This window comes from Rhodococcus sp. OAS809 (genome assembly GCF_040546695.1).
Taxonomy (GTDB): Bacteria; Actinomycetota; Actinomycetes; order Mycobacteriales; family Mycobacteriaceae; genus Rhodococcus_F; species Rhodococcus_F qingshengii.
The window spans coordinates 2,319,771-2,344,890 of the sequence record NZ_JBEPOI010000002.1 but is presented as its reverse complement, the minus strand read 5'-3'; the positions used below and the strand labels follow the sequence as shown (position 1 = coordinate 2,344,890).

23 protein-coding genes are annotated in these 25,120 nt (G+C 61.6%); 15 read left to right on the top strand and 8 right to left on the bottom strand.

Annotated elements, in window-relative coordinates:
• Positions 1-18: 18 nt before the first annotated feature.
• Positions 19-1,275 (bottom strand): urea ABC transporter substrate-binding protein, encoded by a 1,257-nt coding sequence (gene urtA / locus ABIE52_RS13900; RefSeq protein WP_019744446.1) that lies wholly within the window; start codon positions 1,273-1,275, stop codon positions 19-21.
• A 267-nt stretch (positions 1,276-1,542) separates the two neighbouring features.
• Between urtA and ABIE52_RS13895 the strand changes: the two genes are divergently transcribed.
• From ABIE52_RS13895 to ABIE52_RS13855, 9 genes are all read left to right on the top strand, one after another.
• Positions 1,543-2,283 (top strand): TetR/AcrR family transcriptional regulator, encoded by a 741-nt coding sequence (locus ABIE52_RS13895; protein WP_162114617.1) that lies wholly within the window; start codon positions 1,543-1,545, stop codon positions 2,281-2,283.
• A gap of 126 nt (positions 2,284-2,409) precedes the next feature.
• Positions 2,410-3,594, top strand: coding sequence for an ABC transporter substrate-binding protein (locus ABIE52_RS13890; protein WP_162114618.1), 1,185 nt, complete (start codon positions 2,410-2,412; stop codon positions 3,592-3,594).
• A gap of 15 nt (positions 3,595-3,609) precedes the next feature.
• A complete protein-coding gene (locus ABIE52_RS13885; protein ID WP_054186876.1) occupies positions 3,610-4,485 on the top strand; it encodes a branched-chain amino acid ABC transporter permease in 876 nt (291 codons plus the stop codon).
• A gap of 68 nt (positions 4,486-4,553) precedes the next feature.
• Positions 4,554-5,513, top strand: coding sequence for a branched-chain amino acid ABC transporter permease (locus ABIE52_RS13880; protein WP_354541578.1), 960 nt, complete (start codon positions 4,554-4,556; stop codon positions 5,511-5,513).
• The gene (locus ABIE52_RS13875; protein WP_192712094.1) at positions 5,510-6,283 is read left to right on the top strand and encodes an ABC transporter ATP-binding protein; all 774 of its coding nucleotides are present in this window, start codon (positions 5,510-5,512) and stop codon (positions 6,281-6,283) included. Before ABIE52_RS13880 ends, ABIE52_RS13875 begins: the two co-directional genes overlap by 4 nt.
• 1 nt (position 6,284) lies before the next feature.
• Positions 6,285-6,989 (top strand): ABC transporter ATP-binding protein, encoded by a 705-nt coding sequence (locus ABIE52_RS13870; RefSeq protein ID WP_020906733.1) that lies wholly within the window; start codon positions 6,285-6,287, stop codon positions 6,987-6,989.
• Between the two features lie 9 nt (positions 6,990-6,998).
• Positions 6,999-8,639, top strand: a complete 1,641-nt coding sequence (locus ABIE52_RS13865; protein ID WP_192712095.1) for a class I adenylate-forming enzyme family protein — start codon at positions 6,999-7,001, stop codon at positions 8,637-8,639.
• Positions 8,640-8,707: 68 nt separating this feature from the next.
• Complete coding sequence (locus tag ABIE52_RS13860) at positions 8,708-9,727, top strand: alpha/beta hydrolase (protein ID WP_058227461.1); 1,020 nt, start codon at positions 8,708-8,710, stop codon at positions 9,725-9,727.
• Between the two features lie 131 nt (positions 9,728-9,858).
• On the top strand, positions 9,859-10,881 hold the full coding sequence (locus ABIE52_RS13855; RefSeq protein ID WP_192712096.1) for an alpha/beta hydrolase: 1,023 nt from the start codon (positions 9,859-9,861) through the stop codon (positions 10,879-10,881).
• A gap of 5 nt (positions 10,882-10,886) precedes the next feature.
• On the opposite strand, the gene ramB is transcribed toward ABIE52_RS13855, so the two are convergent.
• The 4 genes from ramB to ABIE52_RS13835 all read right to left on the bottom strand — a co-directional run bounded on the left by ramB (position 10,887) and on the right by ABIE52_RS13835 (position 14,769).
• On the bottom strand, positions 10,887-12,299 hold the full coding sequence (gene ramB, locus ABIE52_RS13850) for an acetate metabolism transcriptional regulator RamB (RefSeq protein WP_003941547.1): 1,413 nt from the start codon (positions 12,297-12,299) through the stop codon (positions 10,887-10,889).
• Positions 12,300-12,424: 125 nt separating this feature from the next.
• Positions 12,425-13,684, bottom strand: a complete 1,260-nt coding sequence (gene fmdA / locus ABIE52_RS13845; protein WP_042923284.1) for a formamidase — start codon at positions 13,682-13,684, stop codon at positions 12,425-12,427.
• 94 nt (positions 13,685-13,778) lie between these two features.
• Positions 13,779-14,066 (bottom strand): FmdB family zinc ribbon protein, encoded by a 288-nt coding sequence (locus ABIE52_RS13840; protein WP_037129638.1) that lies wholly within the window; start codon positions 14,064-14,066, stop codon positions 13,779-13,781.
• A gap of 79 nt (positions 14,067-14,145) precedes the next feature.
• Complete coding sequence (locus ABIE52_RS13835) at positions 14,146-14,769, bottom strand: serine/threonine protein kinase (RefSeq protein ID WP_223304378.1); 624 nt, start codon at positions 14,767-14,769, stop codon at positions 14,146-14,148.
• Between the two features lie 504 nt (positions 14,770-15,273).
• On the opposite strand from ABIE52_RS13835, the gene aceA reads away from it, so the two are divergent.
• From aceA to ABIE52_RS13815, 4 genes are all read left to right on the top strand, one after another.
• The gene (gene aceA / locus ABIE52_RS13830; protein ID WP_003941533.1) at positions 15,274-16,563 is read left to right on the top strand and encodes an isocitrate lyase; all 1,290 of its coding nucleotides are present in this window, start codon (positions 15,274-15,276) and stop codon (positions 16,561-16,563) included.
• Positions 16,564-16,747: 184 nt separating this feature from the next.
• Positions 16,748-17,644 carry a 3-hydroxybutyryl-CoA dehydrogenase gene (locus tag ABIE52_RS13825; RefSeq protein ID WP_003941541.1) on the top strand — a complete coding sequence of 299 codons (897 nt, stop codon included), beginning with the start codon at positions 16,748-16,750 and terminating at the stop codon, positions 17,642-17,644.
• Positions 17,645-17,735: 91 nt separating this feature from the next.
• Complete coding sequence (gene metE, locus ABIE52_RS13820; protein WP_064443305.1) at positions 17,736-20,042, top strand: 5-methyltetrahydropteroyltriglutamate--homocysteine S-methyltransferase; 2,307 nt, start codon at positions 17,736-17,738, stop codon at positions 20,040-20,042.
• Positions 20,043-20,114: 72 nt separating this feature from the next.
• Positions 20,115-21,155 (top strand): NAD(P)-dependent alcohol dehydrogenase, encoded by a 1,041-nt coding sequence (locus ABIE52_RS13815; protein ID WP_042452947.1) that lies wholly within the window; start codon positions 20,115-20,117, stop codon positions 21,153-21,155.
• Between the two features lie 37 nt (positions 21,156-21,192).
• Here the strand turns inward: ABIE52_RS13815 and ABIE52_RS13810 are convergent, their stop codons facing one another.
• Together ABIE52_RS13810 and ABIE52_RS13805 are read right to left on the bottom strand one after the other, a co-directional pair.
• Complete coding sequence (locus tag ABIE52_RS13810) at positions 21,193-21,987, bottom strand: RNA polymerase sigma factor SigF (protein ID WP_054781917.1); 795 nt, start codon at positions 21,985-21,987, stop codon at positions 21,193-21,195.
• Entirely contained in the window at positions 21,984-22,415 is a 432-nt protein-coding gene (locus ABIE52_RS13805; protein WP_003941553.1) for an ATP-binding protein, read from the bottom strand. Before ABIE52_RS13805 ends, ABIE52_RS13810 begins: the two co-directional genes overlap by 4 nt.
• A gap of 415 nt (positions 22,416-22,830) precedes the next feature.
• Between ABIE52_RS13805 and ABIE52_RS13800 the strand changes: the two genes are divergently transcribed.
• Positions 22,831-23,250 carry an STAS domain-containing protein gene (locus tag ABIE52_RS13800; protein ID WP_354541577.1) on the top strand — a complete coding sequence of 140 codons (420 nt, stop codon included), beginning with the start codon at positions 22,831-22,833 and terminating at the stop codon, positions 23,248-23,250.
• Positions 23,251-23,305: 55 nt separating this feature from the next.
• Here ABIE52_RS13800 and ABIE52_RS13795 read toward each other — a convergent pair whose 3' ends face one another.
• Positions 23,306-24,574, bottom strand: coding sequence for a glycosyltransferase (locus tag ABIE52_RS13795; protein WP_003941555.1), 1,269 nt, complete (start codon positions 24,572-24,574; stop codon positions 23,306-23,308).
• A gap of 120 nt (positions 24,575-24,694) precedes the next feature.
• Between ABIE52_RS13795 and ABIE52_RS13790 the strand changes: the two genes are divergently transcribed.
• A complete protein-coding gene (locus ABIE52_RS13790) occupies positions 24,695-25,108 on the top strand; it encodes a DUF6292 family protein (protein WP_003941464.1) in 414 nt (137 codons plus the stop codon).
• Positions 25,109-25,120 lie beyond the last annotated feature (12 nt).

Here is a 25,120-nt window from a genome sequence, read left to right as displayed (position 1 = left end):
AATTCCGCCTTTTGTCGATCAGCTACCGAGCCCCTCAGCCCAGGGGTAGTTCTTCAGGTACGGATCCGGCTCGATCGGCTGTCCCGAATCCCAGACCGTGTAGATCAGTCCGTCGGAACGGATTTCGCCGATCCGGGCAGTCTTGGTGATGTGGTGGTTGTCGCCGTCGATGGTGACGAGTCCTTCGGGCGCCTGGAAGGTCACACCGTCGGCGTTGTCCTGAATATCCTTGACCGCAAACGAGTTGGCCTTCTCGACGGTGTTCTTCCAGAGGTAGACGGAGGTGTATGCCGCTTCCATCGGATCGGACGTGGGCTTGTCCTGGCCGAACTTCGCCTTGTACGCCTCGACGAACTTCTTGTTCTCGGGGGAGTCGATGGTCTGGTAGTAGTTCCACGCCGTCAGCTGGCCTTCGACGTTCTGGACTCCGATACCGCCGACCTCTTCCTCCGCAATGGAGACGGAGACGACGGGCATGTCGGCGGGCTTCAGGCCGACATTCGAGTATTCACGGAAGAACGCGACGTTGGAATCACCGTTGAGTGTGTTGAACACGGCATCGGCGTCGGCTGTGCGGACCTTGTTCACGATGGTGGAGAAGTCGGTCGAGCCCAATGGCGTGTAATCCTCGCCCTTGATCTCGATGCCGTTCGCTGCCGCGTACGCCTTGATGATGCGGTTCGCGGTCTGAGGGAACACGTAGTCGCTCCCGACCAGATACAGCGACTTGACGCCCTTCTCCTTCAGGTAATCCAGAGCGGGGATGATCTGCTGGTTGGTCGTTGCACCCGTGTAGAAGATGTTCTTCGAATCTTCCAGTCCCTCGTACTGGACCGGGTAGTAGAGCAAAGAGTTGTTGTCCTCGAACACCGGCAGCATGGCCTTACGGCTCGAGGAGGTCCAGCCACCGAAAACTGCTGCGACGCAATCGCTGCTGATCAGTTTCTCGGCCTTCTCGGCGAACACTGTCGGCTCCGACGCGCCGTCCTCTGCCACGATCTGGATCTTCTTGCCCAGCACACCGCCGGAATCGTTGATCTCCTGCACCGCCAACGAGATGGAGTCGCGGACCGTCACTTCACTGATGGCCATGGTACCCGAGAGTGAATTCAGGGAACCGACCTTGATCGTGTCCCCCGAGGTGTCGACGCACGACGTAGCCGTCGAATCTCCCGATGCGGTGTCTGTCGCCTTGCTTCCGCAGCCGGTGAGAACCAAGCCCAGCGCGGCGAGAGCGGCCGGCGCGGCAAGGGTGCGCTTCGAGAAGGTTCGCATGTACGGGCCTTTCGTGTCGATGGCTCTGGCAGACAATGGCTCTGACAGATCTGTATCCGGAGTGCGTATACAACGCTGTATTCGTCGAGTGCACAGAGTAGGTGGAAGTTGTTGCGGTGGAATGACTGTCGGTGACAAGTGTGTGTCCGGTGTTTCGATTGGATGTCCAGGACCTCACACCGCAGGTCAGCGAGGGTGCGGTGTTAGCATCGACGAGAAATTGATCAAGCACTCGCTTGACGATCGGAACGTCGGAAGGATCTTCTCGTGCGCTCGACCCGACGGGACGAAATACTCGCTCATGCGGCCAAGCTGTTCAGTGAGCGGGGAATCGCCGCGACGACGGTACGCGACATCGCCGACGAAGTCGGGATTCTCTCCGGCAGCCTCTACCACTACTTCGACTCCAAGGATGCGATAGCCAACGAGATCGTCGTCCGGTTCCTCGAAGATCTCAACGTCAGGTACGAAGACTCGATCGAGCCGGGAGGTTCGGCCCGAGATCGCCTGGCAACGATGGTCTCGGTGTCTTTTGCCTCGGCGGTGGATCACCCGTATGCCACGGAGGTCTATCAGGGAGAAGCCATACTTTCGTCGCAACCGGCGGACGCGCCCATCACCATCCTGGTTCAGAAGGCACACAGCTACTGGCGATCGGCTATCGCTCGCGGAATTGCCGACGCGGAGTTTCGGGAAGACATCGATCCCGAACAGTTTCACCGTCTCCTGCGTGAATCCGTCTGGTCCACCGTCGCGCAGTATCGCCCTCAGCTTTCCGAGTTGGCGGATGATCTGCAGCGCAATCTGATTTCGGTTTTCCTGGACGGCTTCGCCGCACGTTCCGTCGACGGCGAGCCGGTGGCACGCATTGCGCGGCGCACGGCGAAGAAGGAAGCGCAGACCGTATCTCCTGCCTCCGAATTTGCCGAACTCCGCTCTGATGTCGATGAATTGAAGTCCGTCATTCGCGAACTCAGCTCCTCGATCCGGCATCTGCAGAAGCCGTAACACCGCAGTTCCTGCGCGTGTAGTTCGAGTTTTGACTATCGGTGTGACCCAGTGCATACTTCTGTCCACACTCGTAAATCAAGCGCTTGTTTGATTTACCAAGCAGAGTTTGGACGGGAGATTGATGTGAGACTCGGAAAGGCGATTGCCGTCTGCGCGGCAGTGGTCCTCGGGGCGAGCGCGTGCGCATCTGCCGGTGTCATTCCCGAAGACATCATCGTCATCGGTTTGGACGAGGACTCCACCGGGCCCGGTGCGTCGTACAGCACGATCGCCGGCAAAACCGTGCGTATGACTGTTGACCTGATCAACCAGGCAGGCGGAATCAACGGCAAGCAGGTGGAATTGGTTGTCGAGAACGACGAGAGTAGTCCCACCAAGACCCCGTCGATCATTCGGAAGTTGGTCGATCACGGATCAAGTGCGGTCATCCTCGCCACCGGCAGCGGGTCGGTGCTGCAGGCCAAGTCGATTCTCCAGCAGTCGAAGATTCCCGCGATAGCTCCGGTCGTTCTCAGCGACGCCTTTGCCTCGGCGCCCGACAACGACTACTCGTTCATGATTCCGAACTCCTTGAAGCAGTACGCCCAGGTGTACTGCGGGGCTTTCGAGAAGATGGGGTACAAGTCCCTGGGGATTCTCGGTGACGCGAGTGCGTCCATCGACGGAATCATCAAGACCCTGCGGCCGGCGCTCGAGAAGTGCGCGAGAGTGACGGGCGTCGAAAAGGCGCCGGTCGATGCCGCGGACATCACCGCACAGGTCTCACGTCTCGCGGAAACCGAACCGGACGCGATTCTGGTCGCCAGTATCGGCGGGCACTTCGAAATCCTCGCGCACAACACCTTGTCGAAGATCACCCCGCAGACGCAACGCTTCTCACTCGCTTCCATCGGAAACCAGCCCGCATCTTGGGCTTTGGCGGACCCGAACGCGTTGACCGGCATGGTGTACATGGGCTCGCTCAGTGAGAACAACCCGAGAACCGCCGAACTGCGTCGCAAGGTGCAGGCGGTCAAGGGGCCCGATTATCAACTGACCGCCTACGACGCACAGGCGTACGACGCCGTCATGATGTTGGCCGAGGCCATCGAGATTGCCGGCGATCACCGAGATCGGACGGCCGTTCGTGATGCTCTTCAACAGGTTTCGGCACTTCCCGCCAGCTTCGGCCAGGACGGACTGACACTGTCGTTCTCCTCGCAGGATCACCTTGCTCCGGACAGCCTCTGCGGACTGGTGCTCGTCGAATTCGGTGAGGACAACAAACCGGCCCATCCGTGGGATTCCTACCAACCCCCGTGCGGATAACCGAGGAGCTTTGACATGACAGACGCACAACTGTGGCTCGCAGCCATCGAGATCGGTGCCTTCTTCTCTCTGATAGCCCTCGGAATGTATCTCGTGGTGGTCGGCGCCGACTTCTTCAACTTTGCGATGGGCCCGTACGCTATGGCTGCGGCAATGGCGTCGAGTTGGGTCGCGATCAATTACGGGCTCGCTCTCTGGATTGCCATGCCGCTGGGGATCGCGGTAGCGGTGGCGCTGTCGATCTTGACGGAAAAGCTTGTGGTCAAACAGGTTCAGAAGCGTTCGGGTCGTGGGGAACTACCGGCGTTGGTGGCGGTGACCGCAGTACTGTTCGGGATCCAGCAGCTCGCCGGCACTGTCTTCGGCCGCACACCACTTCCCGGGCAGAAGATCTTCGACTTCGATCCGATATCGGTACTCGGTGCGACCGTCGACAGTTCGACCGTTGTGCTCGTCGTCGGAACTGCTCTGATCTTCGTCGGTATCGGATTGTGGCTGAACCGGTCCACGTCGGGCCGTCTGCTCCGCGCCGTCGGCGACAGTCCGGATGCCGCCCGCGTCCTGGGCTTGCCGGTGGATCGGGTACGCCTCATCGCGTTCACCCTCGCGGGTGTGATCGCCGCGGTCGCCGGACTTCTGTTCGCTCCCAAGGCCGGTGTTCAGTTCACGAGCGGTCTGTCATGGACGCTGACGGCATTCATCGCACTCGTCATCGGTGGTACCGGCAGGAGTTGGGCTCCGCTGATCGGCGGAATGGTGTTGGGCGTCGTCCAGGTATTCGCCCCGTACTACTTCGGTGCGAGTGCTGCTCAAACCGCGATTCTCTTGATTGCCCTGGTGTTCTTCGCTTTCCGTCCGGAAGGCTTGCTCTCGAGGAAGGTTCGCGTCTGATGGCCTCGCTTTCTACCAGTCCGCCGACGTCAAGTCCGCCCACTCCGGCCGGCAGTTCCCGGACGAGGATGCTCGCCGTGTCACGAGAAGCGCTGATCACCGTGGCCGTGGTTGCGGCCGTGCTGCTGTGGATGGGGCCGAGTCTGTACCGGCAGGATCTGGTGTTCCTCGCTGCGACGTATTCGCTGATCGCCCTCGGCATGTACGTGCCATTCGTGCTCGCGGGATCACTGTCGATGGCGTACAGCGCGTATGCGGCGATCGGCGCGTATGCCGTTGCGCTGATCTCGGTTCGGACCGGGTTGTCGATGTGGTGGGGATGGATTCTCGGCGCCCTCGCCGCTGCAGCGGTTGCAGTACTCCTCAGCTTGGCAACACAGAAACTCTCCGGCTTCTACCTTGCCGCGGTGACCTTGTTGTTCGGTATCGCTTTCGAGCACTGGTTGATCGACGGGCCGAGTTTCACCGGCGGGTCGGCCGGGATCTCGGGCGTCGAGACTGTGACGATGTTCGGCTGGGAGCCACCGCGCTACGCATTGGTCGTGTTCGCGATCTTGTTCGTGTGTCTGATCGCGGTCACTGTCGATCGACTTCGGAAATCGGTGTGGGGGCTGATGTTGCAAGCTGCCCGCGACAATCGTAATGTCGCACGGTCTTCCGGCGTCAATCCTGCGCACCTGACCGTTGTGGCGCTGGCGATCGGTGCCGCGATCGCGTCGACCGGCGGATCGCTGTTCACCGTGTCGGTGCAAGCTGTCACTCCTGAAACCTTCACTCTCAGTATTGTTTTCCTTGCGATCTTCATGCCGATCATCGGCGGTCGCGGTTCGGCGTGGGGTGCTCCGCTCGGTGCATTGATCGTGGTGATCGTGACACTGAACATGCCCGGGTACCAGGGAAGTGGCGAACTCCTGCTTGCCGGAGCCGTCCTGGTGATCCTCATCGTCGCGCCTGGTGGGGTGATCGGGTGGAGTCAGAACGTTCTGGGTCGAATGAACCGTCTGTACAAGGAGCGTGGCAATCGATGACTCGGCTACTCGAAGTGAGCGGGCTCCACAAGTCCTACGGCGGCGTCCGCGCTGTCGACGATGTCTCGTTCAGCGTCGGACCGGGAGAGGTGATCGGCCTTGTCGGCCCGAACGGGGCAGGCAAGACCACACTGGTGGACTGCATCTTCGGCACACAGCAAGCAGACTCCGGAACCGTCGCGCTCGCCGATGCTCCCTTGACCGGGCCGTCGGAGCGCCGTGCACGGCAAGGGCTCTCGCGCACGTTTCAACATCCGCAGCTCGCGGCGGAACTCGACGCCCTCGACAACATCATCCCGGGACTGTACGGACACAAGATCACCTCACCGCTGCACTCGCTGTGGTGGGCGATCAAAGGACCGTTCGAGAACTGGGACCGGACAGCACAGCGGGCCCGGGAGATTGCTGCGCGATACTCGGTCACCGACGTCGAGAGTGCTTGCGGGGATCTCAGTTTGGGCGCGCAGCGTCTGGTCGAGGTGGCGCGGGCGATGGCGACCGAACCCGAAGTCCTCCTGTTGGACGAACCGTTTGCCGGTGCGGATCACGACGGCATCGCTGCCATCTCCGGTGCCGTGCGATCGATTGCCGCGCAGGGCAAAGGAGTAGTCCTGGTCGATCACAACGTCGATCTCATCGCGGCGCTCGCCACCAAGATCGTGCTGCTCAATTTCGGATCAGTGGCGTTCTACGGACCACCGCAGGAGTGCTTGGCCAGCGACGCGATGCGAGAAGTCTATTTCGGTTCCGAATACGAGGAAGGCGCCTGACATGCTCGAACTCGACAGAGTCACAGTTCGATACGGATCCGCTGTCGCCGTCCGGGAAGTCTCCCTTGTCGCCCCCGCCGGTGAAGTGACAGCGATCGTCGGGCCGAACGGTGCGGGCAAGACCAGCTTGGCGGGATCCATCTACGGCTCGGTTCCCGCCACCGGGACAATCAAATTCGATGGTCGAGAGATCCAGAAATTATCGGCACTGGATCGTGTCCGCAGCGGATTTGCCTACGTTCCCCAAGGCAGGCAACTGTTCATGCGAATGTCCGTTCGCGAGAACCTACGCGTCGGCGCAGACCTGCTGGGATTGAAAGCCGAAGCCGTGGAAACAGCTTTCGAGAGGTTCCCGATCCTGCGTGAACGCTCGGAGAGTTATGCCGGGGTCCTCAGCGGTGGTGAGCAGCAGATGTTGGTTCTGGGGCGGGCCCTTCTGGAAACCCCGAAGGTGTTGCTCCTCGACGAGATGATGACAGGACTGGCACCGAAAATCGTCGCGGAGCTGCGAGCATTGGTCGGGGGTCTGGCCGCCGAGGGTGTGACCGTCATCGTGACGGAACCGGCACTTACTGCACTGAAATCGGTTGTCGACCGCGGATATGTCATGCAGCGCGGCGAACTCGTCCGCGAATGCGATTCCGCAGCGACACTGGACAACGCGTACAAACAATCGATGGGCGTCCTCAGCGCCGACGGGAGATGATCGACGATCATGCTTGAAACGAAGACACTCGACTTCACCGTCGGTGAATTCGCCACGAATCCGGACCGCTTCGCCGGCGTCAGCATCAGCGAAATGGTCAGGCATTGGTCTGAGACCATCCCGGACGAAACCGCCTTTGTCACTCCGGAATCGAGGGTGTCGTGGAAGCAGTACGACGCGGCTGCCGATGCGATCGCGTCGGCGCTGGATCTAGCTGGTGAGGGATGCGGACATGTAGCCGTGTTGCTCCCCGACACCGCTGTATTCCATGCGGCTCTCTGCGCAGCATTTCGTACCGGCCGCGTCGCCGTCGGAATCGGTTCGCGCTCGGGCATTCGCGAGATCTCTCATCTGATCGCCCGCTCGGAAGCCTCCGTACTCGTCACCACTCGCACGCTGCGCGGCGTCGATACCGCCGAACTCGTGGCGAGTCTGCGGGCAGAGCATCCCGGACTGGACGTCGTCTTCGCCGACGAACGCGCCGACGTGAGTTTCGAACGCGTGAGCGCAAACGGCGAACTCACCTCGTTGCCGGTCGAGCTAAAGCAGTTCCCCGCAACCAGTCCGTGTTTTGTCACGTCAGCCGTTTCGATGCTGAACTCGACCTCCGGCACAACGGGCCTACCCAAACTGGTCACACAAACCGAGGATCGTTGGGTTGGTTTCTCCGAGATTGCCGCCGAGGCGGCGGCGATCGGTTCGGATGAGGTGTTCCTCGGCGCGGTTCCAGCACCTTTCGGATTCGGCCTCTGGACTTCGCATTTCCTGCCGGCACTACTCGGTGCTCGCAATGTCGTCATGGAACGCTTCGACGTTTCGGTGATGATCGAGTTGATCGAGCGCGAACGGGTGACTGCTTTGAATTGTGTGAGTACACAATTCAAGATGCTGTTGCGTTCGGACGCCGCGGAATCGGCCGATCTCTCGTCACTTCGTTTCATGTTCACCGGTGGTGAAGCCGTGCCCTATTCGGAGGCGCTGGCATTCGAACAACGTACCGGAGCGGCTGTCCTGCAGTTCTACGGATCGAACGAAACCGGCGCCGTCTCGGTGACGACGGTTTCGGACGGTTCCGACACCCGACTGAAGACGTGCGGCCACGTCATCGATCGCATGCAAGTTCGTGTATTCGACGATGCGGCAAAGGAAATGACCGGCTCCGTCCGCCGCGGTCAGCCTGGGGTGAACGGACCGCTGATGTGTCAGGGCTATTGGGGGGACACCGATGCGAACGACGAGTTGTACACCGATGACGGTTGGATGCTTCTCGGCGACATCGTCGAGATCGACGAGACAGGACGGGTGCGTGTGGTCGGGCGCAAAGCCGACATCATCATTCGTGGCGGCAAGAACATCTCCGCGGTCGAAGTCGAGGAGTACGTGCGCGCGCACCCTTCGGTGGAGTTGGTCGCCGTGGTCGGGGTCGACGATCCGCTGTTCGGTGAGAAGGTCTGTGCGGTCGTCGTGTCCGCCGATGACGATCTGAGTTCGGAGGATCTGACCGCCTGGCTGCAGAGCCGAGGAGTGACCCGCGAGTACATACCCGAGTACGTGATGACGGTCGCCGAATTGCCGATGGCGGCAGGCGGCAAAGTAGCCAAGGGTGAAGTCAAGGCACTCGCGCAGAGGCGGATCGCTGAACTCGGCTGATCGCACTTGGCGGTACCGGCTTCGCGTTACGCTGATCCGGACATTGTGCCGAGAGTGAAGGAAACCCGATGACGAACCCTTCACCGCATCGGTGGCGCAGGCGCTTGCTGTGGGCTCTGGCAATTGTGTTCGTTCTGGTCGGAGCCGTGGTTCTGGCCTTCGTTCTGAGCCCGAGACCTGGCGCACTCACCGTGCGATGGGTCTTCGATCGTGATGCCGTGAAAGTCACCGAGGCGCTCGAGAAGCACGCGCCCGAAGGCGTCGACTCGATCAAGGACCAGCAGTACCGCGCCGATGACGACGACGCATACCTGGATGTCTACTTTCCCGCAGCGACGACGACCGCATTGCCTACGGTGATCTGGACTCATGGCGGTGCCTGGATCTCGGGAAGCAAGTCCAACTACGCGCCGTACTACGAGTTGCTGGCCTCGCGTGGCTACACAGTTGTGTCCCTGGACTACTCACTCGGACCTGAGCACCACTATCCGACGGCAGTGCGGCAGCTCAACGACGCTCACGCGTACGTCGTCGCGAATGCGGAACGGCTGCATGTTGATCCGACGACGGTCGTTCTGGCGGGTGATTCTGCGGGAGCGCAACTCTCGAGTCAGCTCGCCACTCTCATCACTGATCCCGCCTATGCGAACCGTGTGGGCGTGGTCCCGTCGCTGCGGCCGGATCAGTTACGTGGAGTAATCCTGAACTGTGGAATCTACGACGTCGGGAACATGGTCGGCGGACCCGGCATCATCGGTTGGGGAGTTGATCGGTCCCTCTGGGCGTATACCGGCGTGCGTGACTTCATGAGTACCGACGCAGCGGATCAGATGTCGACCTTGAACTACGTCAGCGATCGATTTCCGCCTGCCTACATCAGCGGCGGCAACGCCGATCCGTTGACGGATTCTCAGTCGAAACCGATGGCTGACAAATTGACCGGGTTGGGAGTTGCGGTCGACACACTGTTCTATCCGGCCGATCACGTTCCGGCGCTCGGTCACGAGTATCAGTTCGATCTGGACAATGCCGACGGTCTCACTGCGCTCGATCGCACGGTTCAGTTTCTCGAGGCTCATACCGGCTAAATGTCGGATTGTGGTGAACCACTGCGAAAATGGTCATTTTGGACAAAGCTCCGCGGGTGCGTTGCCAGGGAATTCTCAACTAGTCCTTTTGGTCTAGCCTGGGTGAATCCGATCCGACCCCAGGAGTTGTTGTGCGCGCGTCTTCCCCCGACAGACGGCGAAGGCGCATTGTCGGAACCGCGGCGGTATTCGTCGTCATTCTGCTGTCCGGGGTAACCGCGGCACTCGTCAGTCCGTGGCCAGGAGTTCTCGTCGTACGGTGGATGTCAGCGGGTGGCTCCGAAGCGACACACGCACAACTCGACAGACATGCACCATCAGGAATCGTCTCGGTCCTCGATCAGTCGTACCGCGAAGGCGACGACGATGCACAACTCGACGTCTACTACCCGTCGGAGTCCACTTCGGCGCTACCGACGGTGGTCTGGGTGCACGGCGGCGGCTGGATAGCGGGTTCGAAAACCGACACCGACGGTTACTACAAACTACTGGCCGATCAAGGGTTCACTGTGATTTCGGTGGACTATTCACTGGGGCCGGACGCGTATTACCCCACCGCAGTGAATCAGCTTAACGACGCGTATCGATTCATCGTGAGCAATGCGGACAGGTTGCATGTCGATTCGACCAACCTCTTTCTTGCCGGAGATTCGGCAGGCGCGCAGTTGTCCAGTCAGTTGGCGACCGTCATGACCAGCCCTGACTACGCGTCGGAAATGGGTGTGGAGCCGGCATTACGTCCCGAGCAGATACGCGGAGTTGTCCTCGACTGTGGGGTCTTCGATCTGAAACCGCTGCTGTCACAGGGGAAGTACTTCGGTTGGGGCGTCGACAAGCAATCGCTGTGGGGGTACCTCGGAACGAGGGACTTCGACGGGTCGACTGCAGTGGGTCAGATGTCGACACTGGGTCATGTGACCTCGGACTTTCCAGCGACGTTCATCACCGGCGGAAATGTCGACCCACTGACCGCCAGCCAGTCGAAACCCATGGCAGAACGGCTCGCCGATCTGGGCGTCGAGGTCGATGCACTGTTCTACCCGGACGATCACGAGCCTGCACTCGACCACGAATATCAGTTCGACCTCGACACCGTGGACGGGATGGTCGCGTTCGATCGCACAGTCGCGTTCCTGCGCGACCATGTGCGTTAGCGCGGTCAGCGAATCACGTACGGCGAAATCGAACTCCGGTGCTCGCTGATGTCGAGGTCTTTACCCAACGGAGGGAAGGCACGCTGCGGACAATTGAGGCGTTCGCAGACACGGCAGCCCGAGCCGATCGGCGTTCCCGGATTCGACTCGTCCAGATCCAGACCGTCGCTGTAGACGAGTCGGTGGGCGTGTCGAATCTCGCATCCCAATCCGATGGCGAAGATCTTTGCGGGCTGTCCGTATCGAGCCGCTCGACGTTCGACCGTGCGAGCAACCCAGAGGTATCGGCGGCCGTCGGGCATCTGTGCGATCTGAGGCATGATCTTGCCCGGATACGAGAACGTCTCGTAGACGTTCCACAGCGGACACGTACCGCCGCTGGTGGAGAAGTGGAATCCGGTGGCGGACTGACGCTTCGACATGTTTCCGGCACGATCGACACGCACGAACATGAACGGAACCCCGCGAAGTTTGGGGCGCTGCAGGGTCGAGAGGCGGTGGCAGATCGTCTCGTAGCTCGCGGAATAGAAGGCAGACATACGCTCGATGTCGTACCGGAAGTCCTCGGCAACCTCGTGAAACTGGCTGTAGGGCAGCACGGTGGCCGCGGCGAAATAGTTGGCCAAACCAAGCTTCGCCAGGGAGACCGACGCTTCGCTGGTGAAGTTGCCCTCGGCCACCAACGAGTCGAGCAGGTCGCCATGCTCGAGGTATGCGAGTTCTGTCGCGAACTTGAAGACCTGTTGCCCGCCGGAGAGTCGTGCGGAAATTTCCAGGACCCTGGTGTCCGGGTCGTAGCGATGAAGTATGTTCTCGCCCAAGTCGACTCGTCGAACGATCTGCACGTCATGGACGGACTCGAGGCGTCTGGCGATCTCGCCGGCGACGTCGCCACGGTGAAAGCGCATCCGGGCCGTGAGTTCTTCGGCTGCGGTGTCGAGATCGTGGATGTAGTTCTGTCGCTGATAGAAGTAGTCCCGCACTTCCTCGTGCGGCATGGTGATCGAACCGCTGCCGCTGCCGTCCGAGAAACGGTCCTCCGTGGCTGCGGCGAGCTGCGCCGTCGTGTTCCGGAAGCGGCGATGCATGTTCACCATCGCCTTGGCCAGGCCCGGGTGGGTGGAGACCATCTCCGCGATTTCGTGGGCGTCGGCGTCGATACCCATCTCTTGATCGAGGGCAACTTCACGCATTTCCGCGATCAGGCGTGTGTCGTCCTGCGGGGAGAAGAAGGTGGTGTCGACACCGAAGACTTCACTGATTCGCAGGAGCACCGGCACGGTGAGTGGCCGGACGTCGTGCTCGATCTGATTGAGATAGCTTGCCGAGATCTCGAGCGTCTTGGCCAGCGAAGCCTGACTCAACCCGCGCTCGGTCCGCAGTTGGCGGAGCCGGACACCGACAAAGGTTTTCGACATTTTCCCAGGATACGAGTGACAGTCCGGCTTCGCAAAGGTGGGTTCGCAGTCTTCGCACAGGGGCTCCGCCCCCGTGAGTGGTTGAGGAGCCTCGGCACTCCCTAACCACTCACGGGGCCGGAGGCCTAGACCCTGTTCTCCGAACGAGGGGCGCCGATTCCGGGATCGATCTGGAACGGCCCGCTCGACGAGGGTGCAAGGGGGAAGTCGAAGATCGCAGTCGGGAGATAGACCGTCGAACACGAGTTGGGGATATCCACGACACCCGACAGGCGACCCTCGATCGGCGCCGCACCGAGTAGCAGGTACGCCTGCTCTGGCGCGTACCCGAACTTGGTCAGATACTCGATCGCATGCAAGCACGCACGCTGGTAGGACAGATGTGAATCCAGGTACTTCTGTTCGCCGTCCAACGTGACGGAAGTGCCCGAGAACGCAAGCCACTCGGAATACTGCGGATCCGTGTTGCCCGGCATGAAGATGGCGTTCTCGGAAACGCCGTAGGTATCCATTCCGCCCTTGATGATGTCCACACGAAGATCGATGAAGCCGCCCATCTCGATGGCACCGCAGAAAGTGATCTCTCCGTCGCCCTGGGAGAAGTGAAGATCGCCGACCGACAGATTCGCACCGTCCACGAATACCGGATAGAAGATTCGGCTGCCCTTGGTGAGGTTCTTGATGTCCTGGTTTCCACCGTTCTCGCGAGGGGGAGCGGTGCGCGCCGCCTCGCCGGCCACGCGTGTGTACTCGTCACCGGTCAAGGTTCCCAGTACTGCATCGCGGGGCTCGGGCGGAAGTGCAAGCGGGGGAACCCGATTGGGATCGGTGGCAATGAGGGCGCCCTCGCGGGCATTCCACTTGGCGAGCAAGGCTGCCGACGGAGCCGTGCCCATGAGTCCCGGGTGGACGATGCCCGTGAACGAGACGTGCGGAATGTGACGCGACGTCGCCGTTTGGCCGGAGAAATCCCAGACGGCTTTGTACGCATCGGGGAACTGTTCGGTGAGGAAGCCGCCGCCGTTGTTCCGAGGGAAGATGCCCGTGTACCCCCAGCCTTGGCCGGCCAACGGACCCGAATCTTCTTGGGGGATAGGCCCGATATCCAAGATGTCGACGATCAAGAGGTCGCCGGGCTTCGCGCCTTCGACGGCAAAGGGGCCGGACAGCGTGTGGACCGTGGTCAGTGGTGCATTGAGAATGTCGTCGGCTGAGTCGTCGTTGTGTATTGCGCCGTCGAACCATTCGCGGCAATGGACACGAAACGCATCACCGGGTTTCACTGTCACCGCCGCTGGGATGTCCGGGTGCCACCGATTGTGGCCGACGATTGCCTGGTCGGTGAATTTCTTGGCGGAATCGAGTGGAAACAGCAGTTCAGGCATATGCACTCCTCATTCTCGAAGAAACGGAAAACTCGTGGCGGCAGGACTTTCGTGTCGGATCGGGCCTCATGGCGAGGACGCGCGGTGAGGACGCTCAGGGGCGAGGTAGCTTGCGGTGCAACGGATTGGACGTCGTCGGGGCAGATTGCCGGCCGCGGCCGGGTAGCGACCCACTGACCACGGCAGGCTCGTGAGCCGATCGAGCAGTGCTGTCCAGTAGACCCATCGCGGCCGACGACGCGTGACTCAACCGGGGAGACGAGACCACCCGCTTGGACTCGAGACTGCACTGGGGGCAAGTAATCGACTGGGGCACTTCGGCCATCGCGAACGACCGCTCGAGCGGGCCGCAGCCGGTACAGCGAAACTCGTACAGAGGCATGCGGTCACGCTATCGGAGGATCCGTAAGTGCGACACTGGAACGACACGCACCGGGTTGCCGATGCCGCAATTGCGCCCGTCAGCGCAAGTACACAACCGCGTTGTCTCCGCCGGTACAGGTGACGATGCCGGAGGTCACCTTGCATGCCATCGTGTACTCCTTGCCGGTCACCGGACTACGTGCGGACACGGTGCTGGATGCACCGGTTGCACCGGAGTTCCCGTAGGCGATCCGAACCGCCTCGGCAAACTCACATGAAGTTTTGCCCCCACTTGTCGCGGACTCCTTGTAACTTCCGGCCGGCTGCCCGCCGGGGCAGGCGGACGCACCGGCCGGGAAGTTCGCGGCGCGTGTGGTCGTCGGGGATGTCGTGCTGGGAGCGGTTGTCGTGGTGCCGGGTGTGTTCGCGGCGCTGATGGTGGTGTGGGCGGCGCCACCGGCGGCCGAGTTGGGGACGTCCTTCGGCCAGAGGACCCAGGCAAGCCCGCCGAAGAGAGCCAACACAGTGATGACTCCGATTACGGATACCGGAATCACCCAGCCGGGCCGACGCGGCGGCGGATTTCCACGTGGCGGTGCAGGCGGGAATCCCTGGGGCGGGGGATACGACTGCGGCGCGGCTCGGTAGCCCAACTGCGGCGGCTGTGGACCGGATTGCGACCATGCCTGGTTGTTCGGTGGCCGCTGATAGTTGTCCGGCACCGCTTTATCGCCCGGTCGGGGGCGTCGAACGACAAGTCATGGTTCGACAGCATATGGCCGGCGAATGGGTTGTCTGTGGCTTTCTGGCGGGTAGATCCCTGGAATTGCCCGAGCGAAGCCTGTTGCCGAGGAGTGATTGCGGTCACTCGCGGGTAGTGAAGTTGGCTCCGAAGTAGCGGACGGGCCTGTTCCGAGTGGCGTGCGAACTGCCGGAATTCGCAAGCGGCGGAGTTGAGTGCATTTCGTTCACAGCCTGCGGTTTCTTTCCTACTCGCCAGTACGGAACCTGTCCGATTGGGTAGTACTAGCCGCGTAGGAATCTTCACAGACTTAGCAAAGTGTGTTGAAAAGGTAGCGAAGATTGGCATTAGCAACAGGTAGACGGCACTTTTTCGATGTGCCATTCTCGGTAAGTACACAAGAAGGGCCTGGCAAGTATGTGAAGTAGTACGCACGTACTGCTCACAACAGGCCGGACCAGCAGATCAAAGAGATGGAGTCTTGATGTCGACCACCGGCACCCCGAAGACCGCAGCTGAGCTCCAGCAGGATTGGGACACCAACCCTCGCTGGAAGGGCGTTACTCGTAACTACACGGCCGATCAGGTCGTCAAGCTCCAGGGCACCGTCGTCGAGGAGCAGACCCTCGCTCGTCGCGGATCCGAGATCCTGTGGGATCTCGTGAACAACGAGGACTACATCAACTCCCTCGGTGCACTTACCGGCAACATGGCTGTGCAGCAGGTTCGCGCCGGCCTGAAGGCCATCTACCTCTCCGGTTGGCAGGTTGCCGGCGACGCTAACCTCTCGGGCCACACGTACCCGGACCAGAGCCTCTACCCGGCCAACTCGGTTCCGACCGTCGTTCGTCGCATCAACAACGCACTGCTGCGCGCCGACGAGATCGCCAAGACCGAGGGTGACACCTCCGTCAGCAACTGGCTCGCTCCGATCGTTGCCGACGCCGAAGCCGGCTTCGGTGGCGCTCTCAACGCTTACGAGCTGCAGAAGGCCATGATCGGCGCCGGCGCTGCCGGTGTCCACTGGGAGGATCAGCTCGCTTCGGAGAAGAAGTGCGGCCACCTCGGTGGCAAGGTGCTCATCCCCACGCAGCAGCACATCCGCACCCTGACCTCGGCTCGCCTGGCTTCCGACGTTGCGGACGTTCCGTCCGTCATCATCGCCCGCACCGACGCTGAGGCCGCAACCCTCATCACCTCCGACGTGGACGAGCGTGACCGCCCGTTCCTCGACGGAACCCGCACGGCTGAAGGCTTCTACGGCGTCAAGAACGGCATCGAGCCCTGCATCGCTCGCGCCAAGGCTTACGCACCGTACGCAGACCTCATCTGGATGGAGACCGGCGTGCCGGATCTCGAGGTTGCAAAGAAGTTCGCCGAGTCCGTTCGCAGCGAATTCCCGGACCAGCTCCTGGCCTACAACTGCTCCCCTTCCTTCAACTGGAAGGCGCACCTGGACGACGCGACCATCGCGAAGTTCCAGAAGGAGCTCGGCGCAATGGGCTTCAAGTTCCAGTTCATCACGCTGGCCGGCTTCCACTCGCTCAACTACGGCATGTTCGACCTTGCCTACGGCTACGCCCGCGAAGGCATGACGGCATTCGTCGACCTGCAGGAGCGCGAGTTCAAGGCTGCCGAAGAGCGTGGCTTCACCGCCATCAAGCACCAGCGTGAGGTTGGCGCCGGCTACTTCGACACCATCGCCACCACCGTTGACCCCAACACCTCGACGGCAGCTCTCAAGGGCTCCACCGAAGAGGGACAGTTCCACTAAGAACTGACTTCGGGTGGGGGAGAGGCTCGGCTTCGGGTCTCTCCCCTGCTTGTATCACCGCACTACTTTCTCTCGTCTTCAAGGCAGTTCCGATTGCGTCGGCCACCAGCGTCGACGCAGTTCGAAGTGCTTGTTTTGCAACACCTTCACCAGACAAACTCCACGAGACAAACAAGGAGCTGACGTGACCAGCGAAAAAATTCAGCGCGTCGGCGTTATCGGCGCCGGAATCATGGGTGCCGGAATCGCCGAGGTGTGCGCCCGCGCACATGTCGATGTTCTGGTCTTCGAGCAGACTCGCGAGCTTGCAGCAGCCGGGCGTTCACGCATCCTGCGTTCGCTCGACCGCGGCGTGAGCAGCGGAAAGATCACAGAACGTGAGCGTGAGCAGGCCGCATGGCGTCTGCGTTTCACCTCCGATCTGGGAGATTTCGCGGACCGCCAGCTCGTCGTGGAGGCCGTCGTCGAAGACGAGAAGATCAAGAGCGAAATCTTCGCCGAGCTCGACGCGGTCGTGACGGACCCGGATGCGGTTCTCGCGTCCAACACGTCGTCGATCCCGATCATGAAGCTCGGCATCTCGACCAAGCGTCCCGAGCGAGTCATCGGCATGCACTTCTTCAACCCGGTTCCGGTTCTGCCGCTCGTCGAATTGGTGACGACGCTCAAGACCAGTGCCTCCGTCTCGCAGCGCGCCGAGGCTTTTGCCAGCGACATCCTCGGCAAGCAGGTCGTCCGTAGTGCCGACCGCTCCGGCTTCGTCGTCAACGCACTCCTGGTGCCGTACCTGCTCTCGGCGATCCGCATGGTCGAGTCGGGCTTCGCGACCAAGGAAGACATCGACAAGGCAACGGTTCTCGGCCTCGCGCACCCCATGGGTCCGCTGGCTCTGACGGACCTGGTCGGACTCGACACCGTCAAGTCCATCGCCGACTCCATGTACGAAGAGTTCAAGGAGCCGCTGTACTCCGCTCCGCCGCTGCTCCTGCGTATGGTCGAAGCCGGATTGACCGGCAAGAAGTCCGGCGCGGGCTTCTACGAATACGCCGACAACGGTCGCTCCACCAAGCAGGCAAGCTAAGGCCCAACGCCCCTGTGCGCCTTTCTGGTAGTTCCGGCTACCACAAAGGCGCACAGGGCGCTCGCGCCCCTCGGTTAGAAAGGTCGACCGCATGTCCAGCAGCACTGCAGCATTCGGCTCCAGCGTCCTGGGGTATCCGCGCATCGGTCCGCGCCGTGAGCTCAAGCGCGCCCTCGAGTCCTACTGGCACGGCACTTCGGACAAGGACGCACTTCTCGCGGTCGCCAAGGAACTCCAGGAATCGACCTGGAGCGAATTGGCTGCGACGGGATTGAGCCAGGTTCCCGGCAACACCTTCTCCTTCTACGATCACGTGCTCGACAATGCGCTGCTCTTCGGCGCAGTGCCGGAGCGGTTCAAGCCGCTCGAGGGCGCCCTCGAGCCGCTCGATTTCTACTTCACGATGGCCCGCGGCCGCCCGGACTTCCCGCCTCTCGAGCTGGTGCGCTTCTTCGGTACGAACTACTACTACCGTCAGCCCGAGATCGACGCGAACACAGTGTTCTCGCTCAACTCGGATGCACTTCTCGACGAGTTCGAACGTGCGAAGGCGCGCGGCATCGAATTGCGCCCCGTCATCATGGGGCCCGTCTCGCTGCTTCTGCTTTCGAAGGTCGGACCTGCCACCGAGAAGTCCGATCCGAACTTCACCCCGCTCGACCTGTTGGACGCGCTCCTGCCCGAGTACGAGAAGCTCTTCGAGCAGCTCGCCAAGGCCGGTGCGACCTGTGTTCAGTTGGACGAGCCTTCGGTCACCGAGGACCGCACCCCCGAGGAGCTAGCCGCTCTGGGACGTGCGTACGAGAAGCTTTCGACGGCCCCGCTGCGCCCGCGCCTGTTGGTGACGGGTCCGTACGGCAAGTTCGGCGAAGCCCTCAACATCTTGGCGCCCACCAAGATCGAAGCCTTCGGTCTGGACCTGGTGCACGGCAAGATCACGGCCGAGGAACTGGCCGCGGTGCCGAACATCAAGCGCAAGCGCATCTACGCGGGCGTCGTCGACGGTCGCAACGTCTGGCGCGTCGACCGGTTCAACACCTTGACGTACCTGAACGAACTCAAAGACGTTGTGCCTGACCTCGTCGTCTCCACGTCGTCGTCGCTGCTGCACGTGCCGTACGACGTGCTCTCCGAGTACGACATTCCGGGAGACGTCGCAGACCGTCTGGCTTTTGCGAAGCAGAAGGTCGGCGAAGTCGTCTCACTGGCGAAGGCGCTCGCCGAAGGTCCTTCGGACAAGTGGCGTAAGCGTCCGACGAAGGTGCACTTCAAGCTCAAGCACGCTGTCCGTGCTCGGGTGAACGCGATCAAGCCCGAAGATCGTGTGCGTGCACCGTACGAGGAGCGTCGTAAGGCTCAGCAGGAACGGTTGAATCTGCCCTTGGTGCCGGCCCAGACACTGGGTTCGTTCCCGCAGACCGACGCGATTCGCCAGGCTCGTTACGAACTCGGCCAGGGGCGTTTGGAGTGGGACGACTACTACAAGCGCATCCAGGAAGAGATCGAGCGCACAATCCGTCTGCAAGAGGACATCGGTCTCGATGTTTTCGTGCACGGCGAGCACGAGCGCAACGACATGGTCCAGTACTTCGCCGAACTGCTCGAGGGCTATGCCTTCACGCACAACGGTTGGGTTCAGGCCTACGGATCTCGTTGCACGCGTCCGCCGATCCTCTACGGCGACATCGCACGTCCGAAGCCGATGACGGTCGAGTGGATTGCGTACGCGCAGTCGCTGACCGACAAGCCGGTCAAGGGCATGCTGACGGGTCCGGTCACCATGATCGCCCGTTCGTTCGTTCGCCAGGATCAGCCGCTCTACGAAACGGCAGAGCAACTGGCACTTGTCATTCGAGACGAAATCGCGGATCTCGAAGCTGCCGGAATCGCCATCATCCAGGTGGACGAACCGGCAATTCGTGAACTGCTGCCACTGCGTGAGGACGGCCGGGAGGCCTACCTGGAGTGGGCCGTCGACGCGTTCCGTCTGGCAACAGGTGGAGCGAAGCCGGAAACACAGATCCACACACATCTGACGTACTCCGCTCGGTCGTCGGTGGTCGACGCCATCGAACGGTTGGACGCCGATGTGACGGCTATCGTCGCGACCCGCTCCATCACGTGGGTTCTCGAAGCACTCAAGGAAGGCGCGCTCACGCACGGCGTCGGCCCCGGTGTCTACGAATCTCGCTCGGCTCGGATTCCCGACATCGACGAACTCGACGAATTGCTCACCGAGGCAAGCGAATCGATCTCTCTCGATCGCTTGTGGGCAAATCCGGACGGCGGCCTCAAGACCCGCCATCCGTGGCAACTCGAGCCTTCGCTGCGCAATATGGTTGCGGCCGCGAGGCGCCTGCGTCGTCGGGCCGAGCAAGCCGAGCGCGACGCCGGGTAAGTCACGTAAAGAACAAGTCATGGAGGGGCCTGCGAGTTGCAGGTCCCTCCATGCACGGGTAGGCATGTGTGCATGGTTACTGCTGCTGCTTATGCCGCGACGTCCGCTGACGGTCCCCTCGAGAAGACCACTGTCGAACGCCGCGAGCTCGGTCCACTGGACATTCTCATCGACATCAAATTTGCCGGCATCTGCCATTCCGACATCCACACCGCTCGCAACGAGTGGGGCGGAGCGAAGTACCCGATCGTCCCCGGACACGAAATCGCCGGCGTCGTCGCCGCCGTGGGGTCCGATGTCACCAAGCACAAGGTCGGCGACCGCGTGGGCGTCGGCTGCTTCGTCGACTCGTGCGGGGAGTGCGACGCCTGCACCGCCGGTGAAGAGCAGTACTGCCGCAAGGGTGTGACGGGTACGTACAACGCCACCGGCCGCGACGGCGAGCGCACTCAGGGTGGCTACTCGACGCACATCGTCGTCACCGAGCACTTCGTGCTCTCGATCCCGGAGGGCATCGAACTCGACGTTGCAGCGCCGCTCCTGTGCGCGGGCATCACCTTGTACTCACCGCTGCGGCACTGGAATGCCGGCCCCGGCAAGAAGGTCGCCATCATCGGGTTCGGCGGCCTCGGTCACGTCGGTGTGAAGATCGCCAAGGCGCTCGGCGCGGAAGTCACCGTCCTGAGCCAGACGCTCGGCAAGAAGGAAGACGGCCTTCGTCTCGGTGCCGATCACTACTACGCGACCAACGACCGTGAGACGTTCAAGGCTCTTCGTGGCGAGTTCGACCTGATCCTCAACACGGTCTCGGTCAACCTCGACATCGACGCCTACATGTCCTTGCTCGCCATCAACGGCACTCTCGTCGAACTCGGCCTGCCCGAGAAGCCGATCGAAGTTCGAGCATTCTCGCTCGCCGCAAACCGTCGTAGCCTCGCCGGCTCCATGGTCGGCGGTATCCCGCAGACACAGGAGATGCTCGACTTCTGCGCCGAGCACGGCATCGGCGCAGAAATCGAACTGATCCCGGCGAGCGACATCAACGACGCTTACGAGCGCGTGATCAAGAGCGACGTCCGATACCGATTCGTGATCGACACCGCAACAATCTGACCCGCTCGGTCCTGCTCAGTCGAATTGTTCGCGGAGCTCAGTCGAGTTGCTCGCGAAGATTACTCAATGTCTTCGCGAGCAACCTCGACACGTGCATCTGGGACACACCGACTTTCTCGGCGATCTGTGTCTGCGTCAGATTTCCGAAGAATCTGAGCATCAACACCGTCCGCTCTCGCTCGGGCAGCTTGTCGAGAAGCGGACGCAACGCCTCGTGATTCTCGACGTTCTCGAGAGCTGCGTCGTAGTCACCGAGTGTCTCCACGAGCGGGAGATCGTCGGTGTGATTGGACGCGGCACCGTCGACCGAGACCGTCTGATACGCGTTGCCGGCGATCAAGGCCTGGGCAACTTCTTCGCGTTCGATCCCCAACGTCTCGGCCAACTCGTCGACGGTCGGCGCGTGCCCGAGCTGTTGTGACAGCTCGCTGATGGCCTGCCCGAGTTGGAAGTGCAACTCCTTCATCCGGCGGGGAACCCGCAATGCCCAACCGGTGTCGCGGAAGTGTCGTCGAACCTCGCCCATGACGGTGGGAACTGCGAACGAGACGAAATCGGATCCGCGCGTGGAATCGAAACGGTCGACGGCGTTGACCAGACCGAGACGCGCCACCTGAACCAGATCGTCGTGTGCCTCGCCACGACCGTCGAATCGTCTGGCGATGTGCTCGGCCAACGGTAGGCATCTGGTGATGAGTGCAGTGCGCACTCGTTCGTACTCCGGGCTGTCGGGCTCGAGGGTCCGCAGTTCCTCGAAAACTGGTATTACGTCCCGATATTCGTCGGTGGACCGCCGACGCGGGCGTGACGGGCCGTCTGCGGAAGCGGTCACAGGCGCCCGCTGAGGGCCTTGGTGAACTTCATGGTGGTGATGTAGCCGACGCCGCCGAGGTTCTCTTCCTGGTCGAGCGAAATCGAATCGGTGAGTTCGGTGAGGATGTGCCACCCGAACGAACGCTGACTGCTGTCCTCGTACTCCGTGGTCGTCGTGGACACGGACACGTGCAATTGCGGCGGCGTGAAGACGAACCGACACACCAGAACCGAATCAGGCGCAGCGCGAACGATCAGATGCGTACAGATTTCGTCCATGGCCAGTTTGATGTCGGCGATGGCGTCGAGGTCGAAGTTTTCCTGAATGGCAACGGTGGCGGCCAGTGCACGCAAAATCGACAGCTGATCGAGAGTCGCTTGAATCCTCAACTCCACAACTGGCTGAGTCTGATCCTGATCGGGCTCGAGTGCGCTGAGGTGTGCCATAAGTTCTCCGGATCGTCGTACCAGGGGTCGCGGTGAAGTCTGGTGCCGAGAACGATACCCATCCCGACCTTCACAGTGACCCCCGAACACGAAATTTGGTCGATGGTGGTGCCGGGGTAAACGACACGATTCTGCTCACGACCGTTGGCGATCGCAACATCGGATTACCTCGCGGAACCGCAGACCAAACCACATTTTTGTTCGGAACACCGAAACGAATGGTCGCAACGCACTTGTGACGTCCGTCATGCTGGCGTACTGTTTCAAACCGAGGTTGAGCACACAGCCGATGAGGGATTTATCCGTATTTCTGGAGACCCGTTCATCGTGCGTCTCCTTCGGAGGTCCCTTCTCTTTTGCAGAGTGTAAACCGTTGCGGGATGGGAGAACCATGACTGTTGTTCCAGGATAATCTATTTCAGGCTTTACGAACGCGGCGAAGGGATCGGTAGACTACGGACCTCCCGCGACCGGGACAGCGACCGCATCGTTTCACGCGCACCGCATCAGTGCACACACCGCTGTGATCAAAGTTCGTGGTGAGATCGATCTGATGAGCGCCAATGCTTTTCGTGACTTCTTGACGTACCACGTGGCCGCGGACCGGACGCTGGTCGTCGATCTATCCGAACTCGAATTCATGGGGACGTGCGGCTTGTCGGTGCTGTCAGTCCTGTCGACTCGATCACGCGACGTGGGCGGCACACTCGCGCTCGTCTGCGCCCGCCCGGTGCAAAGGTTGCTCAAAGCAGCTGGTCAGGAGTCGATGTTTGCCTGCTACGAGTCGCTCGATCATGCAATCGGACTCGAAGAGACCCGACGTTTCCCCGCTTGATCACGCAGTTTCAGTCCAAGCTTCGTGAAATTCAGTTTCGTAGAGCCCGTCAGCGTCAGTGCACTTCACTTCGGTGAGTGCCCTTGTGTTGGCGGGCTCTCGGCGGTGCTGTGACGCAGCGGCCGTAGGTGCGGACCACTTCGGTGGCGACGTGATCCCACGAATACGATTCGCACGCTCGGGCCCGGCTCTGCCGTGCAAACGCCGCGCCTTCGTCCTCGTCGTCGAGAAGATGGCGGACTGCGCGCGCGGTTTCCACCGGGTTGTTGACCGGGACCCGACGCCCGGTGAGTCCGTCGATCACCGTATCCCGCAGTCCGCCAACAGGAGTCGCGACTACGGGAACTCCGCACGCCATTGCTTCCAGTGCCGCGATTCCGAACGGTTCGTATCGAGGGGTGCACACGAGGGCGTCGGCCGATCGCATCAGTTTCGGTAGTTGGCGGTGCGGAACCCGTCCCAACAATTGGACGCGATCTGCGACGCCGAGGCGCTCGGCGAGCTTGACCAAGCGGATCGCCACTTCGTCGGTGCTCAGTTGCGCGACGGGTGGCCCGCCGATCACCACCAACTCCGTATCCGGCAGCGAAGCCAGCGCGGCGACGGCAACATCGAAGCCCTTCTGCTCCACCAGTCTTCCGACGCAGATCAATCGATGCGGTGCGGTTTTCTTCGCGGCGGGTCCCTCCGGGGTGAATGCTTCGGTGTCCACGCCCGAGGGCACCATCGTGGTCCGTGATCGTGGTGATCCCTGCCGGACCAGATCGAAGATTTCGTCCGAACTGGTCGCGATGACATGGGTTGCGCCCCTGGCGATCAACGGTTCCAGGTGAGTCCGCTCCGAGGGGCTGTCGTCGGCTGCTCCGAGGTGGCGGTGCGCCGCAGATCCCAGGGAATGGAATGTCTGAAGTACGGGGATGCCGAGCGATCGGGTCGCGAGTTCCGTTGCCACACCGGACATCCAGAAGTGCGAGTGCACCACATCGGGTCGGTCGGTACTCCACTGAGCGCGCAGAATGCTGGCAAAGGTTCCCAGGTGAGGGAGGATGTCGGCATCCGGAAGAGCCTGCGTCGGGCCGGCCTCGAGATAGTCGACGGAGTACCCGGCGCGGGCGCGAACGCGGTCCGGCCCACCGACGTGGGCACGCCTGGTGAAGACGGTGACGTCGTGTCCGGCACGAACCAAGGCGGCAGACAGTTCGTCGACGTGCAGGTTCTGTGCACCGGCTGCCGAGCAGCCCACCGGTGCGAGTGGATCGGCGTTCACCGACACCATGGAGATCTTCAGCATTCGTCCGGGAGCCATAGCGGGCGAGTACTTCATCGGGTCCCCTCTCCACTTGATCGGTTCGTCTGGGGATACCCGGAGTCCGTGATCTGAACCGGGTTTCGACGCGGTCAGCGCTGGGCACATTCCAAACACGATGGCGAGGAGTGAGGTTCGATGACAGAACAAATGCTGGTCGACGCAACCGTCGGACTCGGGTTCGAGCGGTACGTACAACGGGTGGCGGTCGGTGTGGGGGCCGGCATCGAGCAGTGGTGTTGCAGGCGCGAGCACCCTCTGGAGGCTTACATCGCATTGGACCGAACTGTGCCGCGTTTCCCCGGGCGCGAGGTGGCTTTGCTGTGGGAGGAGACGTGCGGTTGGGCCCTGGCCGTGGAGACCAGATCAGGGGAGGACCTCATCGTTCTCGGATATCTGGGCGAACACGCAGTGCCGACCCCGGACGCCGTCGCCGATTTTGCCGCGACACTGGGCACGCGCAGCCCACACTGGGTCATGAACAGACCATTGGCGGATTCGGACGAGACCGCGCGAGAACTGCGGAGCTACTCCGGAAGTGCTTACGCCTGAACAGTATCGAGG

Bases quoted from the DNA above. Each gene is read 5' to 3' on its own strand.
- ABIE52_RS13815 (WP_042452947.1), top strand. From the start codon at position 20,115: ATGGTTACTGCTGCTGCTTATGCCGCGACGTCCGCTGACGGTCCCCTC.
- ABIE52_RS13870 (WP_020906733.1), top strand. From the start codon at position 6,285: ATGCTCGAACTCGACAGAGTCACAGTTCGATACGGATCCGCTGTCGCC.
- metE (WP_064443305.1), top strand. From the start codon at position 17,736: ATGTCCAGCAGCACTGCAGCATTCGGCTCCAGCGTCCTGGGGTATCCG.
- ABIE52_RS13840 (WP_037129638.1), bottom strand. From the start codon at position 14,066: ATGCCTCTGTACGAGTTTCGCTGTACCGGCTGCGGCCCGCTCGAGCGG.
- ABIE52_RS13805 (WP_003941553.1), bottom strand. From the start codon at position 22,415: ATGGCACACCTCAGCGCACTCGAGCCCGATCAGGATCAGACTCAGCCA.
- ABIE52_RS13880 (WP_354541578.1), top strand. From the start codon at position 4,554: ATGCTCGCCGTGTCACGAGAAGCGCTGATCACCGTGGCCGTGGTTGCG.
- ABIE52_RS13865 (WP_192712095.1), top strand. From the start codon at position 6,999: ATGCTTGAAACGAAGACACTCGACTTCACCGTCGGTGAATTCGCCACG.
- ABIE52_RS13790 (WP_003941464.1), top strand. From the start codon at position 24,695: ATGACAGAACAAATGCTGGTCGACGCAACCGTCGGACTCGGGTTCGAG.
- fmdA (WP_042923284.1), bottom strand. From the start codon at position 13,684: ATGCCTGAACTGCTGTTTCCACTCGATTCCGCCAAGAAATTCACCGAC.
- ABIE52_RS13795 (WP_003941555.1), bottom strand. From the start codon at position 24,574: ATGAAGTACTCGCCCGCTATGGCTCCCGGACGAATGCTGAAGATCTCC.
- aceA (WP_003941533.1), top strand. From the start codon at position 15,274: ATGTCGACCACCGGCACCCCGAAGACCGCAGCTGAGCTCCAGCAGGAT.
- ABIE52_RS13860 (WP_058227461.1), top strand. From the start codon at position 8,708: ATGACGAACCCTTCACCGCATCGGTGGCGCAGGCGCTTGCTGTGGGCT.
- ramB (WP_003941547.1), bottom strand. From the start codon at position 12,299: ATGTCGAAAACCTTTGTCGGTGTCCGGCTCCGCCAACTGCGGACCGAG.
- ABIE52_RS13875 (WP_192712094.1), top strand. From the start codon at position 5,510: ATGACTCGGCTACTCGAAGTGAGCGGGCTCCACAAGTCCTACGGCGGC.
- ABIE52_RS13885 (WP_054186876.1), top strand. From the start codon at position 3,610: ATGACAGACGCACAACTGTGGCTCGCAGCCATCGAGATCGGTGCCTTC.
- urtA (WP_019744446.1), bottom strand. From the start codon at position 1,275: ATGCGAACCTTCTCGAAGCGCACCCTTGCCGCGCCGGCCGCTCTCGCC.